14 protein-coding genes are annotated in these 15,042 nt (G+C 69.5%); 13 read left to right on the top strand and 1 reads right to left on the bottom strand.

Features of this window, described 5'->3' with window-relative positions; translation table 11 throughout:
- The first annotated feature begins 54 nt into the window (after nt 1–54).
- The 12 genes from QT386_RS10725 to QT386_RS10780 all read left to right on the top strand — a co-directional run bounded on the left by QT386_RS10725 (nt 55) and on the right by QT386_RS10780 (nt 11,912).
- Complete coding sequence (locus QT386_RS10725) at nt 55–1,245, top strand: acyl-CoA dehydrogenase family protein (protein WP_289273756.1); 1,191 nt, start codon at nt 55–57, stop codon at nt 1,243–1,245.
- 141 nt (nt 1,246–1,386) lie between these two features.
- A complete protein-coding gene (locus QT386_RS10730; protein WP_289273757.1) occupies nt 1,387–3,120 on the top strand; it encodes an FAD-dependent oxidoreductase in 1,734 nt (577 codons plus the stop codon).
- 126 nt (nt 3,121–3,246) lie between these two features.
- Entirely contained in the window at nt 3,247–3,588 is a 342-nt protein-coding gene (locus tag QT386_RS10735; RefSeq protein ID WP_289273758.1) for a hypothetical protein, read from the top strand.
- Nucleotides 3,589–3,658: 70 nt separating this feature from the next.
- Nucleotides 3,659–4,600, top strand: a complete 942-nt coding sequence (locus QT386_RS10740) for an enoyl-CoA hydratase/isomerase family protein (protein ID WP_289273759.1) — start codon at nt 3,659–3,661, stop codon at nt 4,598–4,600.
- Nucleotides 4,601–4,674: 74 nt separating this feature from the next.
- Nucleotides 4,675–5,880, top strand: coding sequence for an MBL fold metallo-hydrolase (locus tag QT386_RS10745; protein WP_289273760.1), 1,206 nt, complete (start codon nt 4,675–4,677; stop codon nt 5,878–5,880).
- A gap of 99 nt (nt 5,881–5,979) precedes the next feature.
- Entirely contained in the window at nt 5,980–6,735 is a 756-nt protein-coding gene (locus tag QT386_RS10750) for an SDR family NAD(P)-dependent oxidoreductase (RefSeq protein ID WP_289273761.1), read from the top strand.
- A gap of 12 nt (nt 6,736–6,747) precedes the next feature.
- Nucleotides 6,748–7,521: an enoyl-CoA hydratase-related protein gene (locus QT386_RS10755; protein WP_289273762.1), complete on the top strand. Its 774-nt coding sequence runs from the start codon at nt 6,748–6,750 to the stop codon at nt 7,519–7,521.
- Between the two features lie 34 nt (nt 7,522–7,555).
- A complete protein-coding gene (locus QT386_RS10760) occupies nt 7,556–7,708 on the top strand; it encodes a hypothetical protein (protein ID WP_289273763.1) in 153 nt (50 codons plus the stop codon).
- A gap of 137 nt (nt 7,709–7,845) precedes the next feature.
- The gene (dapA, locus tag QT386_RS10765) at nt 7,846–8,721 is read left to right on the top strand and encodes a 4-hydroxy-tetrahydrodipicolinate synthase (protein ID WP_289273764.1); all 876 of its coding nucleotides are present in this window, start codon (nt 7,846–7,848) and stop codon (nt 8,719–8,721) included.
- Between the two features lie 74 nt (nt 8,722–8,795).
- A complete protein-coding gene (locus QT386_RS10770) occupies nt 8,796–10,019 on the top strand; it encodes an NADH:flavin oxidoreductase (protein WP_289273765.1) in 1,224 nt (407 codons plus the stop codon).
- On the top strand, nt 10,016–10,960 hold the full coding sequence (locus tag QT386_RS10775) for an oxidoreductase (protein ID WP_289273766.1): 945 nt from the start codon (nt 10,016–10,018) through the stop codon (nt 10,958–10,960). Before QT386_RS10770 ends, QT386_RS10775 begins: the two co-directional genes overlap by 4 nt.
- 85 nt (nt 10,961–11,045) lie before the next feature.
- Complete coding sequence (locus QT386_RS10780; protein ID WP_289273767.1) at nt 11,046–11,912, top strand: bifunctional diguanylate cyclase/phosphodiesterase; 867 nt, start codon at nt 11,046–11,048, stop codon at nt 11,910–11,912.
- Here the strand turns inward: QT386_RS10780 and QT386_RS10785 are convergent.
- Nucleotides 11,896–13,380, bottom strand: a complete 1,485-nt coding sequence (locus QT386_RS10785; RefSeq protein WP_289273768.1) for a phosphatidylserine/phosphatidylglycerophosphate/cardiolipin synthase family protein — start codon at nt 13,378–13,380, stop codon at nt 11,896–11,898. The genes QT386_RS10780 and QT386_RS10785 overlap by 17 nt on opposite strands.
- Nucleotides 13,381–13,497: 117 nt before the next feature.
- Here QT386_RS10785 and QT386_RS10790 point away from each other — a divergent pair, with 117 nt between their 5' ends.
- Nucleotides 13,498–15,039: an acyl-CoA carboxylase subunit beta gene (locus tag QT386_RS10790; protein WP_289273769.1), complete on the top strand. Its 1,542-nt coding sequence runs from the start codon at nt 13,498–13,500 to the stop codon at nt 15,037–15,039.
- The last annotated feature ends 3 nt before the right edge of the window (nt 15,040–15,042 follow it).

The raw sequence follows: 15,042 nt of genomic DNA on the forward strand, positions 1-15,042 counted from the left end.
GCGCCACTACGAAAAGGCCCCCTGTCGCGCGGGGCTCGTCAAGGAGACTTACCGATGCAAGCCAAGCCCCAGACCGTCACCCCCGAGATCCTGGTCCAGCGTGCCCGCGACCTGGTGCCGGTGCTGGCCGAGCGCGCCGCCAAGGCCGAGGCCGACCGCTGCGTGCCCAAGGAGACCATCGCCGACATGCAGGCCGCCGGCCTGTTCGACGTGCTCAAGCCGAAGATGTACGGCGGCTACGAGATGGACCCGCAGGTGTTCTACGATGTCTGCACCACCCTGGCCGAGGGCTGCATGTCCACCGCCTGGATCTACGGCGTGATCGGCGTGCACAACTGGCAGATCGCGCTGTTCGACCCGCGTGCCGCAGCCGATGTCTGGGGCGGCGGCGACCACTCCGTGCTCATCGCGTCCACCTACATGCCCAAAGGCCAGGTCAAGCGCGTCGAGGGCGGCTTCCAGTTCAGCGGTCGCTGGGGCTTTTCCAGCGGCATCGACCACTGCCAGTGGGTGTTCCTCGGCGGCCTGATCTTCCCGGAAGACGGCAAGGGCGCGCCGGAGTACCGCACCTTCCTGCTGCCGCGTTCGGACTTCGAGGTGATCGACACCTGGCACACCATGGGGCTGAAGGGCACCGGCTCCAAGGACATCGTGGTCAAGGGTTGCTTCGTGCCGGAATACCGTACCCACAAGGCCAGCGATGGCTTCATGGGCACCAACCCCGGCGGCGAGACCTTCACCTCCACGCTGTACGACCTGCCGTTCGGCCAGATCTTCGTGCGCGCCGTGTCCAGCGCCGCGATCGGTGGCCTGCAGGGTGCGGTCAACAGCTTCGTGGACTGGGGCAAGGCCTGGACCGGCAACATGGGCTCCAAGACCGCCGAGCAGGGCCCCGCCCAGCTCGCCGTGGCCGACGCCATGCTGGCCGTGGACGAGATGAAGCTGATCCTGCGCCGCAACTTCGACGTGCTGCTGACCAAGATCCGCAACGGCGAACCGCTGGACCTCAACGAGCGCCTGCACTACCGCTACCAGGCGGCGCAGGTGGTCGAGCGCTGCGCGCGCCACGCCTACCAGCTGTTCTCGGCCTGCGGCGGCCGCGGTATCTTCAGCGACTTCCCGCTGGTGCGCTTCTTCCTCGACATCCACGCCGCGCGCGCGCATTACGCCAACAACCCGGATATCTTCGGCCGCAACTACGGCGGCGTGCTGCTGGGCCGCGACAACACGGACTTCTTCCTGTAAGCCCATTTGTTCCCCTCTCCCGCTGGCGGGAGAGGGGGTAGGGGAGAGAGTGCTGTAAATCTTCCGAGGTTTCACAGCGCCCTCTCCCCCCGCCCCTCCCCCATACACGGGAGAGGGGAGTCCCAAGCAAAGGAACGCGACATGAGCAACACCAGCTTCGACCAGCAATTCGACGTCGTTGTCGTCGGCTCCGGCGGCGGCGGCATGACCGCGGCGCTGTGTGCACAGTCGCTCGGCCTGTCGGCCGTGGTGATCGAGAAATCCGACAAGTACGGCGGCACCTCCGCGGTGTCCGGTGGCGGCATCTGGATCCCCAACAACGACGACATCGCCCGCACCGGCGGCAGCGATTCCTACGAGGAAGCGCTGACCTACCTCAAGACCATCGTCGGCAACGAGGTCCCGCAGGAACGTATCGAGGCCTACCTGAAGAACGCGCCGGAAATGGTGCGCTACATGGCCAAGACCTTCGGCGTGAAGTACCGCAACGTGCCGAAGTACCCGGACTACTACTCCAACCGTCCGGGTGGCAAGGACGGCTGGCGCTCGATGGAGCCGGTGGACTTCGACGCCTCGCTGCTCGGCCCCGAGTTCGACCGCCAGCGCGAGTCCTTCAAGGGTACGCTGCTGATGGGGCGCATCGCCATGAACCAGGTGGAGGCGCACAAGCTGTTCTCGCGCGGCCCGGGCTGGATCCTGCTGACGCTCAAGATGCTGCTCAAGTACTGGCTCGACATCGGCTGGCGCCGCAAGACCCACCGCGACCGCCGCCAGGTGCTCGGCCAGGGCATGGTGTCGACGCTGCGTTACGCCATGCTGCAGAAGAACGTGCCGCTGGTGCTGGAGTGCGGCATGGAGTCGCTGATCGAGGAAAACGGCCGGGTAGTCGGCGTCAACGTCGTGCACCGCGGCCGCAAGCTGCGCTATGGCGCGCGTCGTGGCGTGATCCTGGCCTGCGGTGGCTTCGAGTCCAACCAGGCGATGCGCGAGAAATACCTGTCGCAGCCGACCAAGGTGGAGTGGACTGCCGCCCCGCCGATCAACCAGGGCGACGGCATCCGTGCCGGCCAGTCTCTGGGCGCCGCCACCAAGCTGATGGACAAGGTCTGGGGTTCGCCCACCGTGCGCAAGCCGGGTGCCGACCAGCAGATCACGCTGTTCATCGAGCGCGGCATGCCGGGCTGCGTCGCCGTCAACGCCAAGGGCAAGCGCTTCGCCAACGAGGCGGCGGCCTATCCGGATTTCCGTGACGCGATGTACGCCGACAACGCCAAGGGCAACGGCTGCGTGCCGGCCTGGCTCGTGTTCGACGCCACCTTCCGCTACAAGTACCCGATGGGCATCTTCCTGCCGGGCCAGATCGAGCCGGACGCGCGGCTGCCGGCCGACTGGCTGGACAAGGTCTACTACCGCGCCGACAGCATCGACGTGCTCGCCGGCAAGATCGGCGTGGACAAGGCCGGCCTGGCCGAGACCGTGGCCAAGATGAACGAATACGCCAAGAGCGGCGTGGACCCGGAGTTCGGCAAGGGCAGCATCCCGATCGACCGCTACTACAGCGACCCCAGCGTGAAGCCCAACACCTGCCTGGGCCCCATCGTCAAGGCGCCGTTCTACGCCGTGCCGATGTACCCCGGCGAGATCGGCACCAAGGGTGGCCTGGATGTGGACCCGAAGGCGCGCGTGCTGCGCGAGGACGGCAGCGTCATCGCCGGCCTCTATGCCATCGGCAACACCTCTGCTGCGGTGATGGGCAGCACCTACCCCGGTGCCGGCTCCACGCTGGGCCCGGCGATGACCTTCGGCTATATCGCTGCGCGTGATATCGCGGAGTCGGCCAAGGCGGAGCAGCCCAGGATCGCGGCCGCGGCCTGAAGTCTCGTGTGAACCTGAGCCCGGTCTTCGAGAGAAGACCGGGCTTTTTTGTTGACCGCTTCACGCGCCGCGGGCGGGGGCTTAACCTAGCGGCTGTTCCCGTTGCCCGGACCTGCCGGATACCACATGAAACTCCCCCGTCTCCTCCTGTCCCTGCTGGTGCTGGCGACGCTGCCGGCGCAGGCTGCCAAGACCTATTCCCCGGGCGAGCTCAAGCTGATGATCCCGCTGGGCAACTACCCGGCCGAGGGGCCCGTGACGCGGCAGGAGACCCACAAGATGAGCCGGGAGGAGTGCCTGGCGCGTTCCGACAAGCTGTCCAAGTCGGCGTCGTCGGTCTCGCCTTCCGTGCGGCTGGTGGATACGCCGCAGCTGCGCAGCACCAAGGTCTGGGGCGGCGACGGCGCCATGCTCATCAACTGCCCCGCCGCGGGCGGCATGGAACTGAAGCGCTCGTCATACCGGTAGCGTCAGCAGGGCGGTCCCTGGGGTCTGCCGCTACTGCTAGTCTGTAGCCCTGGCCCCCAGGGAGTGCGCCATGTCCCGGCAGATCCACATCGAACAGCGCGGCCGTGTGCTGCTGGCCACGCTGGACAATCCCCCGCATGCGCTGATGGGCGCCGGCATGGTCGCGGAACTGGACCAGCTGGTGGGCCATGCCAGTGACGACGACAGCATCGGCGCCGTGGTGCTGACCGGCGCCCACCCGGAGCGTTTCATCGCGCACTACGACGTGCGTGAACTGCTGGCACTGGCGCGCAGCGCGCCGGCCCTGCCCGAATCCCTGGCCAAGGCCAGCATCGGCGCCATCGGCGCGCTGGAGCGGATTCCGGGCAGTGGCAGCCTGCTGGAACACACGCCGGCCGCCGGCCTGTCGCAGCTGCGCGGCTTCCACGACACCCTGAATGGCATCGGCCGCAGCGGCGCGGTGTTCATCGCCGCGATCAACGGCGTGGCGCTGGGCGGCGGCTGCGAGCTGTCGCTGGCCTGCGACCTGCGCCTGATCAGCGACGACGGCCTGATCGGCCAGCCCGAGATCCTGCTGGGCATCCCGCCCGGCGGCGGCGGCACGCAGCGCCTGTCGCGCCTGATCGGCCGCGGCCGTGCGCTGGAGCTGGTTCTGGAAGGCCGCGCGGTGCCGGCGGACGAGGCGGAACGCATCGGCCTGGTGCACCGCGTGCTGCCGCGCGCGCAACTGCTCGACGAGGCGCTGGCCACGGCCGAGCGTCTGGCGCGTCGTTCCAAGCCGGTGGTCGCCGCCTGCAAGCGGGCGGTGCTGGAGGGCGGCAACCTGCCGCTGGAGATGGGCCTGAAGATGGAGCAGGCTGCCTTCGTGTCCTCGCTGGGCCACAAGTCCACGCAGCGGGCCATGGAGGCCTACATCGCCGAGATGCAGAGCAGCGGCGACGTGGCCGCCGCCAATCCGGAAATGCGCGATCGGCTGGTGGATGGCACGTTCATCGACTTCAACAAGCCTTAGCCCGCGCGTTCCGTCCAAGGCGGCCCGGCGCAGTCTTGCTAGGCTTCGCGTCTTCACCAATGGGGATTCCAACCATGACGCTGCGCGTCCTGCTGCTGTTGCCGCTGTTTGCCGTGCTGGTGGCTTGCTCCCGCTCCGAGGGGCTCGGCGAGTCCGCCGGGGGAGTCAACGTCGGCGACGTGCCCGCGGCCGAGTGGCAGCCGCTGCCGCCGGCCCCGGCGGTCAGCACCGAGGTGCAGGCCGCGCGCGACCGCATCCTGGGTCCCGAGGCTACCGATCCGGCGACGGTGAAGCTGTGGTGGTACGGCGTCTCCAGCTTCATCGCCTCGGCCGGCGGCCACCTGTTCCTGTTCGACGCCTGGGAGTCGGTGGGCCTGCAGGAGGACTACGTGCCCATCGGCCGCGAGGAACTGGTGGCGATCCAGCCGGAGGCGATCCTGATCGGCCACGGACACTTCGACCATGCTGCCGACGCCGGCTACGTGGCCGGCCATACCGGTGCCGCCCTGGTGGCCGGGCAGACCGTCTGCAACACCGCGCGCGAGCGCGCGGCGCAGCTCGGTGCCATGGCCGCCTTCCCCTGCGTGGTGCTGGGCAGCCGCGAGTCACCAGGGCCGGGCGCACTGCAGCAGCTGCGCCTGTGGCGCGACCTGCCGCCGCTGCGGGTGCTGCAGCACATCCACTCCGCGGTCGACCCCTCCGACCTGCTGACCGGCGGCCTGCCGCTGATCTTCGTGCCACAGGTGCTGAGCTTCCTGGAACACCTGAATACCGACCCGCGCGAGATCGCCGGCTTCGTGCAGTCGCTCACCGACGACGGCCTGCTGGGCCAGCCCGAGGGCGGCACCTGGGCCTATCACCTGCGCGTGGGCGATTTCAGCCTGCTGTGGCACGACTCCACCGGTCCCATTGGCGACGAGGAGCCCCAGGGGCCGGCGGTGCAGGCGGCGCTGGATGGCTTCCCCGGCTGCGTCGACGTGCAGGTGGGGGCCATCGTCGGCTTCGGCATGGTCACCAGCGGCCTGCGCGACTCCACGCTCTACGTCGCCAGCGCCCACCCGCAGCTGTTCCTGCCCAGCCACCACGACGCCTGGGCGCCGGTGCTGGGCGGCGGCGCGGCGGCCTACGAGACGCAGTGGCGCAATGCCCTGGCCAGCCTGGAAAACCCGCCGGAGCTGGACTACCTGCGCGATCCCGAGGACTACATGAAGCCACGCGTGTTCCGCGTGGACGATCCGCGCTGGAAAGTGCCGATGCCCGGTTCATCCTGCGCCGGCTGAGGGTTTTTCCGCCCCTGCCTCTACTCCAGCCGGATCAGGCCGGGGCCTGTCCGGCTGGCCGATAGTGCCTGCCACATAACAGGCATTCCGGAGAGAGACATGGCAAAGCTGCAGGGCAAGGTCGCGCTGGTCACGGGCGCAGGGCAGGGCGTGGGGCAGGGCATCGCGTTTGCACTGGCTTCCGAGGGCGTCGCGGTAGCCGTAACCGGCCGTACCAAGGCCAAGCTCGATGCCACCGTGCAGGAGATCGAGAAGCGCGGCGGCAAGGCGCTGGCGGTGGAGTGCAACGTGCGCGACGCGGCCTCGCTGGCGGCCTGCGTGGAGGCCGTGGTCAAGCACTTCGGCAAGCTCAACATCCTGGTCAACAACGCCCAGGAGGTGCCGCTAGGCGCGCTCAACGACGTCAGCGACGAGGCCTTCGCCGCCGGCTGGGAGTCCGGCCCGCTGGCCAGCTTCCGCCTGATGAAGCTGTGCCATCCGCACCTAAAGGGCGACGGCAACATCGTCAACTTCGGCTCTTCCGCCGCCAAGCGCTGGGACATGGCCGGCTACGGCGCCTACGCTGCGGTGAAGGAGGCCATCCGCCAGCTCACCCGCGCCGCTGCCTGCGAATGGGCCCGCGACGGCATCCGCACCAACGCCATCCTGCCGCTGGCCAACTCGCCGGCCATGGAATGGTGGACGCGCGAGCGCCCGGAGGAATCCGCCGCCTTCATCGCCACCGTGCCGCAGGCCCGCGTCGGCGACTGCGAGCAGGACATCGGACGCTTCGTGGTCGCGCTATGCTCCGACGACTCCCGCTACATCAACGGCCAGTCCATCGGCGTCGACGGCGGCCAGGCCCTCATCGCATAAGGAAAGCAACACGTGAGCAGCAACGAATACGTCTCCGTCGAACGCGCCAACGGCGTCGCCACCCTCACGCTGCGCGCCATCGGCCGCATGCCGGTGCTGTCGCTGGCCTCCGGCAACGCGCTGGCCGATGCCGCCGACGCGCTGAAGGACGACAGCGAGATCCGCGTGGTAGTGCTGCGCGGCGACAACGGCCAGTTCTGCGCCGGCGGCGACATCGCTGCGATCCGCGACGCCCTGCCCGATCCCGACCGCCTGCTGGGCCCGATCATCGACGGCCTGCACCGCACCGTGCGCAACCTGCGCGCGCTGCCGCAGCCGGTTATCGCCAGTGTCGCCGGCTCCGCCGCGGGCGGCGGCATGTCCCTGGCCGTGGCCTGCGACCTGATCGTGGCGGCCAGCAATGCGCGCTTCGTGGTGGGCTATCCGGCCCTGGGCACCTCCTCCGACGGCGGCCTCAGCTACACGCTGGCACGCCGCATCGGCGTCAACCGCGCCATGGACGTGATCCTGGCCCGTGGCCTGCTCGATGCGGTTACCGCCGAGGCCTTGGGCTTGGTGGCCAAACTGGCCGACCCGGCCGCGCTGGAGCAGGAGACGGCCGCCTACGCCGCCCTGCTGGCCAAGCAGCCGCCGCAGGTGCTGCGCGAGTTCAAGCAGCTGCTGGGCGATGCCGCCGAGCCGGAGCTGTCCGCGCGCCTGGACGCCGAGCGCGCGGCCTTCCTGCGCTGCGCCAGGACCGAGGATTTCGCCAAGCGGGTCAACGCTTTCCTTGAAAAGAAGAAGTAAAAAAGCACGCCCTCTACCGCCAGTGGGAGAGGGCGTGCTTTTGCAGCTTTCCCGGCTTTCGACTATCGTGCGCGCCGCCATGCGTACGCAAACCCACATTGCCATCAGCCTCCAGCCGCCCTGCCGCGTGGCGGCCTGCGTGCGCCTGGCATCGTTCGGCAAATCCAAAAAACAGCCTCTCGCCTGACGGGATGCTGTCCGTCGGCGCCGCCGACGGATCGCCTGCCTTGCCGTACCCCCTGCAGTCCCCGCAGTCCCTCCGCCGGCTCCGTGCCGATGGCCAGCGTCCCCGACGTCCGTCATCCATCACGACAGGAGCTTCACATGACTGCTTTCCAGGGAATCTGGATCCCGCTGGTAACCCCCTTCCGGGAGAACCGACCCGACCTGGCCGCGATGCAGCGGCTGGCGGAACACCTGCTGCACCAGGGCGTGGACGGCCTCATCGTCTGCGGCACCACCGGCGAACCGGCCACCTTGAGCGAAGAGGAGCAGGAGCGCGTGCTCGCCGCCGTGCTCGAAGTGACGCGGGGCCGCTGTCCCGTGGTCTTCGGCCTCGCCGGCCACGACACCGCGGCGATGCAGGCACGGCTGCGCGAGCTGGAGCCGCAGCCGCTGGCCGGCTGGCTGATCAGCGCGCCCTACTACACGCGGCCCTCGCAGGAGGGCATCCGCCGGCACTTCGAGGCCCTGGCCGGGGCCACGGAAAGACCCATCCTGCTCTACAACATCCCCTACCGCAGCGGCATTGCGATGGAGACCGGCACGCTCGGGGCCCTGGCGCAGCACCCGCGCATCGTCGGCATCAAGCAGAGCGCCGGCAACGACCTGGAGCAGCTCTGCGCGCTGATCCGGGACACGCCGCTGCAGGTGCTCAGCGGCGAGGACGCGCTGATCTTCACCTGTGCCTGCCTCGGCGGCCATGGCGCGATCGCGGCGGCGGCCCACGTCCGCCCCGACCTCTACCGCCGCCTGCTGGCCCATGTCCGCGCCGGCGAGCTGGAGGCGGCGCGGCGCATCCACTACGCCCTGCTGCCCTGGATCCGGCTGCTGTTCGCGGAGCCCAACCCGGCCCCGGTCAAGGCGGCCCTGGCCGCCATGGGCCTGATCACCGACGGCCTGCGCCTGCCGATGACGGAGGTGTCCGCCGGGCTGCGGCAGCGCATCGAGCAGGCGCTGCCGGCCATCCTGGCGCTGTGACACTGCATACGGACGAGGCCAGGGGGCGGGGCGGGGGGCTAAGGTCGGAAGATACCTGAACGGAAAGCCAGTCCATGACCAGCCCCGCCGCCGCCTTCACGCCGATCCAGATCGGCCCCCTGAAGCTGCGCAACCGCTTCATCAAGTCCGCCACCAACGAGGGCATGGCCAAGGGCGGCGTGCCCTCCAAGGCCCTGGTGGAGCATCACCGGCGCATGGCGGCCGGCGGTGCGGCGATGACCACGGTGGCCTACTGCTCGGTCAGCGCGGACGGCCGCACCTTCGAGGACCAGGTCACGCTGGATGCGCCGAGCCTGCCGCACCTGCGGGCGCTGACCGATGCGGTGCACCGCGAGGGCGGCGCGGCCTGTGCGCAGATCACCCATGGCGGTGCCTTCACCTTCCTGCCGAAGCTGTCCAGCGGCTCGCCCTTCAGTTCCTCCGGCGGGTTCAATGCCGCCGGCGTGCTCAGTGGCCGCTTCTTCAAGACCGCGATGAAGCGCGGCGACATGGACCGCATCGCCGCGGAGTTCGTCGCCGGTGCGCGCCTGGCGCAGCAGGCCGGTTTCGACGCGGTGGAGATCCACATGGGCCACGGCTACCTGCTGAGCCAGTTCATCTCGCCGCGCTATAACCGCCGGCGCGACGAATACGGCGGCAATGCGACTCAGCGCACGCGCTACCCGGCGGAAATCCTGCAACGCGTGCTCGACGCCGTGGGCAAGGACCTGGCCGTGACCTGCAAGATTTGCGTCACCGAGGGCTACAAGGGCGGTGCCAGCGCGGCCGAGGCCGTCGACGTGGCCAAGGTACTGGAACGCTCGGGCGCCCACCTGCTGGTGCTCAGCGGCGGCATGAACGTGGAGGCGCCCTGGGCGATCTTCGGCAGCAACATGCCGGCCGCGGCGGTGGAGTCGGTGCAGAGCCCCATCATCAAGGTAGCCACGCGCATGATGCGGCTGTGGGAGCCCAAGCTCACGTTCCACGAGATGTATTTCCTCGAACACTCGCGCCAGGTGCGCGCGGCGGTGCGCATGCCGCTGGCCTATCTCGGTGGTGCCAAGTCCATCGCTGGCGTGGAGCAGGCGATGCAGGATGGTTTCGACTGCGTGGTGATGGGCCGCGCGCTGATCCACGATCCAGGCCTGGTCAACAAGTTCGCCAGCGGCGAGGTCACCGTATCCGGCTGCAATGCCTGCAATGAATGCGTGTCGCAGATGTACACGCCCGGCGGCACGCGCTGCGTGCTGACGCAAAAGGCCAATCCCCAACTCAACCGCATTCCCGGCGCCGCATGAACACCCTGGAATGGGTGCAGCGGGAGCTGCCTGGGCTCTCTGGCCGCCGCGCGCTGGTGACAGGCGCGGCGGCGGGCCTGGGCTACGAAACCGCATTGGGCCTGGCCGCGCGCGGCGCCGAGGTGATCCTCGCCGACCGCAACGTCGAGGGTGGCCAGGCCGCGCTGCGGCGCATCCGCGAGTCGGTGCCGGCTGCGAAGCTGGAATTCCGTGCGCTGGACCTGGCGGACCTGTCGGCGGTGCGCGGCTTTGCCGAGGCGCTGTCGGCAGATGGATGCGCGCTGGACATCCTGGTGAACAACGCCGGCATCCTGCCGCCGCTGGCGCGGCGCATCACCGCGGACGGCTTCGAGCTGAAGTTCGGCATCAATGTGCTGGGCCACTTCGCGCTCGGGGCGCAGCTGCTGCAGAGCCTGCGCCGCAGCACAGCGCCGCGCGTGGTCTGGGTCAGCAGCCTGGTGCATCGCCAGGGCAAGCTGTACTTCGACGACCTGCAGCTGGAGCGGCGCTACGAGCCGGAGCGCGCCTACAACCAGGCCAAGCTGGCCTGCCTGGTGCTGGCCATGGAACTGCAGGCGCGTGCCGACGCGGCGGGCTGGGCGCTGCAGGCAGTGGCGGCGCACCCCGGTATCTCGCGCACCGGCATCGGCGACAGCCGCCAGGGCCAGCAGGCGCAGCGCTTCACCGACCACCTGGCCGCCATTGCCTTTCGCATCGCTATGGGCTGGCTCGGCCAGGCACCAGGGCAAGGGGCCTTGCCGATCCTCAAGGCCGCCGCTGCGGCAGACGTGAAAGGCGGCGAGTTCTACGGCCCGGACGGCTTCGGCGAGTTCCGTGGCCTGCCCCGGCGGGTCCGGCTATCGAAGCCGGCCCTGGACCCGGCCGTCCGCCGCCGTCTCTGGGAGGCCTGCGAGGGCCTGACAGGGGAGAGGTACGTTTAGACCCCGGGGGTGGGGAAATCCGGCGGCCGGGCGGTGTAGCCTGCCGCTGTCCGTAGCACTGGGCGGATACCGGGGGAGGTAATCCATGTCGAGCATGGTCGACGATAGCGCCCTGTTTTCGTTAAACCTGTCGGCAGAGCTGGCCACCTTGGCGGCCGACCCGGAACTCATCGCCCTGCAGCGCCGTCTGCAGGACGCGCTGCTGCAGGATCAGCTGAGCCTGGTCTTCCAACCGATCTTCGACATCCGGGGCCTGCGCCTGCACTCGGCGGAGGCCCTGCTGCGCTGGCGTCATCCCGAACTGGGCCAGGTCAGCCCGGCGCGTTTCATCCCGCTGGCCGAGCGCAGCGACCTGATCCTGGACCTGGGCCGGCATGTGCTCTCGCAGGCGGTGGCGCAGATCGCGCGTTGGCAGGCCCAGGGGCTGGAGCCGGTGCCGGTGGCCATCAACATTTCCGGTGCCGAGCTCAAGCAGCCGGGCTTCGCCGCACAGATCGCCGAGGCGTTGCAGCGGCACGGTGTCCCGGGCCGGCTGCTGCGCGTGGAAGTCACCGAGCATGGCCTGATCTCCGACTTCACCCGCGCCACCGAAAACCTGCGCGCCGCCGGCGAGCTGGGCCTGGGTGTGGCACTGGACGATTTCGGCACCGGCTATTCGTCCTTCCGCTACCTGCGGCACCTGCCGATGCATGCGCTGAAGATCGACCGCGAGTTCGTCGCCGGCGTCGACCGCGACGCGCGCGACCAGCGCGTGGTGCGCGCCATGGTCGCCATGGCGCACTCGCTGCGCCTCAGGGTGGTCGCCGAGGGTGTGGAGACCGAGTCCGAACTGAACACGCTGCGGCGCCTGCACTGCGACTACGTGCAGGGCTTCTTCACCGGTCGGCCGATGCCGGCGGCGGAATTCGCCGAGCTGCTGGCTGCGCAGGGCAGCGCTACAGTGCCCACTTGATCGCCGCCGCGCCGCGCTCCTTCACGCGCTGCGTCCAGGGCCGCTGCTTCCACTCATTCGGGTCGATGTTCTTCGCTGACTTCAGGTCCTGCTCGAACATGCCCTCCATCTGCCGGCCGAACTCGCGGCCGATGATGATGGCGTTGGCCTCGTCGTTGAGGATGAAGCTGCGGGTGTCGAGATTGGCGGAGCCCACGGTGGACCAGACTCCGTCGATCACCGCGGTCTTGGCGTGCAGCACCGTGTCCTGATACTCGTAGAGCCGGATGCCGGCATCCAGTAGGCGCTGGTAATGGGAGCGCGCCGCGTGCATGAGCAGCGTCACGTCGCTCTCGCCCGGCATCAGCAGGCGCACGTCCACGCCGCGCCGCGCGGCATCCTCCAGCGCCGCGACGAAGGCCTCGTTGGGCGCGAAGTAGGCCTGCGTGATCCACACGCGGTGACGCGCCTTGCCGATCGCAGTGAGATAGCTGGCATAGATGCGGGCCTCGTCCTGCTGCTTGCCGCTCAGCGCCTTCCAGGCACTGTCCGCGGGTGCCAGCAGGTTGTCGAGCAGGTCCTCGCCCTGGTCCACCACCACGCGCACGTACTGGTCGCCGCGCCGTTCGATGCCCGGGAACAGGGTTAGCGGCGGGTCCTGCTGCTGGTCCCCCAGTTCGCCCCACCAGTACAGGAACAGGTGCTGGAACTCCGCCACCGCCGGCCCCTCGATGCCTACCTGCGTGTCGCGCCAGCCGCGCGCGGAGCGGCTGCCCGAACGGTCACTCGACCGGCTACCGGAACTACCGCTGAGCCGCGAGCCGCTTCCCGAGGAAGAGCCGGAGTAGTCGTCGGTGATGTTGATGCCGCCGGTGAAGGCTACACGCCCGTCCACCACCAGGATCTTGCGATGGTTGCGGCGCGTCATGCGCCATAGCCGCGGATCCTTCCATGGACTGACGCTGTGGAATTCGCGGATCTCCACGCCGGCCTCCTGCAGGCGGCGACGATAGTCCTCGCCAGCGCCCATGCCGCCGAGGCCGTCCACGATCAGGCGCACCTTCACGCCGGCGCGTGCCTTGCGCGTCAGCAGCTCCGCGTAGCGCTGGCCCAGCTCATCGTCGGTGAGCAGGTAAACGTCGAGATGGACGTGGTGCCGCGCACGGGCGATGACCTCGAGCTGGGCGCGGTGCGTTTCCGGGCCGTCCTTGAGCAGGCGCACGCGGTTGCCGCCGATCAGGGGGCGCCGCGCCACTACGGACTCGATGCGGCTGACCTCCTCGATGAAGGCATAGTCGCCGTCGCCCACCGCCGCGCGCAGCTGGCGTGGGAGGATCGCAGGGCGTTCGGAGGCACCGGCGGCGGGGCCGGCCTGCAGTGCGCGGGCCTCGATCTCCTTCGGCCCCGGCAGGGCACAGGCGGACAGCATCAAGGCGCCGACGATCGCGGCTGAGCAGCGTCCTGCTGCAAACGACTTCGCCGGGTCCATGGCGTCCTCCTTCCCGCGGCGCCGGTAGGCCCGCTGCTCCAATGACCCCGCCGGCCGGTTCCGGTTCCCCGTCGGCCGTCCGGCCGGGTAGGCTGGGGACCTTCCTAGGGGACCCCAATGACTGAATCCAGCGATCCGTACCGCCTGCAGGACCTGGCGGAGCGCCAGAGCCGTGCCCTGGCCATGGGCGGCGAGGACAAGCTTGCCCGCCAGCGCGCCAAGGGCCGCGGCAACGCGCGTGAGCGCGTCGAGCACCTGCTCGACCCCGGCAGCTTCGATGAGCAGGGCCTTCTGGCCACCAGCGACCTGCCCGAGGCCGCCGACAAGACGCCGGCTGACGGCAAGGTCTGCGGCTGGGGGCGCATCGACGGGCGCGAGGTCCATGTCAGTGCCGACGACGTCACCGTGCTGGCCGGCGCTGGCGGGCGCGTGGGGGTCGGCAAGGCCTACCGTGGCATGCAGCTGGCGGCGGAGCGCGGCCTGCCCTGCGTGGTGCTCGGGGATGCTGGCGGCGCGCGCGTGCCCGATATCATGGGCTCCGCGGGCATGATGAGCATGGTCTATCCCACGCAGGGCGAGCCGCGCGACCGCCGCGTGCCGCTGATCACCGCGATCCTCGGCGAATGCTTCGGCGGCAGCGCCTGGACCGCCTCGGTGTCCGACATCGTGCTGCAGGTGAAGGGCACGGCAATGTGCGTCGGCGGTCCGTCGATCCTGGAGATTGCCACCGGCGAGAAAGCCACCACCGAGCAGCTCGGCGGCTGGGAGCTGCATGCGCGCACCACCGGGCAGGTGGACCTGTTCGCGCAGGACGAGGAGGAATGCCTGGCGCTGGTCCGCCGCGCGCTGTCCTACTTCCCGGACCGTGCCGGCCTGCCGCCGCCCGCCGCGCCGGCCCCGGACGTGGAAACGCGCCTGGATGGAATGATGGACCTGGTGCCGGCCGATCCGCGCCAGGTCTACGACATGCGCCGCGTGCTGGAGGCCGTCTGCGATCCCGGCAGCGTGCTGGAGCTCAAGCCGCTGTTCGACCCCAGCCTGATCACCGCGCTGGCGCGCATCGGTGGGCAGGTGGTCGGCATCCTCGCCAGCAATCCCAAGTTCACCGCGGGTGCCATGGGGCCCGGCGCCTGCCAGAAGGCCGTGTCCTTCCTCTGCCTCTGCGACTCCTTCCACATCCCGCTGCTGTTCCTGCACGATACGCCGGGGTTCTTCGTCGGCCGCCGCGCCGAGGAAGGCGGCATGCCGCTGCGCATCATGAACTGGATCGCCGCGCTGCAGCAGTGCAGCGTGCCGCGCATCAGCCTGATCCTGCGCAAGTCCTACGGCATGGCCCACTGCAACATGTCCGGCGGCAACATGGGCAGCGACTGCCTGCTGGCCTGGCCCACCGCGGACGTCTCGTTCATGGCACCGGCCGTGGCGGTCAACGTGGTCTACGGCCGCAAGCTGCTGGAGATGCCGGACCCGCACGCGGCGCGCAGCACCTTCATGGAAGAGATCGGCCGCGCCAACGCGCCCTGGGACGCCGCGGCGCGCGGCTACATCGACCGCGTGATCGATCCGCGCGATACGCGCATCGAATTGCTGCGCGCGCTGTCACGGGTCAAGGGTGCAAGGAGCCAGCGTCGCCTGGCCAACTGGCCGAGGATGGCCTGAGAC

This window comes from Solimonas sp. SE-A11, assembly GCF_030345715.1.
GTDB lineage: Bacteria > Pseudomonadota > Gammaproteobacteria > Nevskiales > Nevskiaceae > Solimonas_A.

Coding starts and splice junctions, on each gene's coding strand:
- QT386_RS10730 (WP_289273757.1), top strand. CDS start 1,387: ATGAGCAACACCAGCTTCGACCAGCAATTCGACGTCGTTGTCGTCGGC.
- dapA (WP_289273764.1), top strand. CDS start 7,846: ATGACTGCTTTCCAGGGAATCTGGATCCCGCTGGTAACCCCCTTCCGG.
- QT386_RS10740 (WP_289273759.1), top strand. CDS start 3,659: ATGTCCCGGCAGATCCACATCGAACAGCGCGGCCGTGTGCTGCTGGCC.
- QT386_RS10770 (WP_289273765.1), top strand. CDS start 8,796: ATGACCAGCCCCGCCGCCGCCTTCACGCCGATCCAGATCGGCCCCCTG.
- QT386_RS10780 (WP_289273767.1), top strand. CDS start 11,046: ATGTCGAGCATGGTCGACGATAGCGCCCTGTTTTCGTTAAACCTGTCG.
- QT386_RS10775 (WP_289273766.1), top strand. CDS start 10,016: ATGAACACCCTGGAATGGGTGCAGCGGGAGCTGCCTGGGCTCTCTGGC.
- QT386_RS10745 (WP_289273760.1), top strand. CDS start 4,675: ATGACGCTGCGCGTCCTGCTGCTGTTGCCGCTGTTTGCCGTGCTGGTG.
- QT386_RS10735 (WP_289273758.1), top strand. CDS start 3,247: ATGAAACTCCCCCGTCTCCTCCTGTCCCTGCTGGTGCTGGCGACGCTG.
- QT386_RS10750 (WP_289273761.1), top strand. CDS start 5,980: ATGGCAAAGCTGCAGGGCAAGGTCGCGCTGGTCACGGGCGCAGGGCAG.
- QT386_RS10790 (WP_289273769.1), top strand. CDS start 13,498: ATGACTGAATCCAGCGATCCGTACCGCCTGCAGGACCTGGCGGAGCGC.
- QT386_RS10785 (WP_289273768.1), bottom strand. CDS start 13,380: ATGGACCCGGCGAAGTCGTTTGCAGCAGGACGCTGCTCAGCCGCGATC.
- QT386_RS10725 (WP_289273756.1), top strand. CDS start 55: ATGCAAGCCAAGCCCCAGACCGTCACCCCCGAGATCCTGGTCCAGCGT.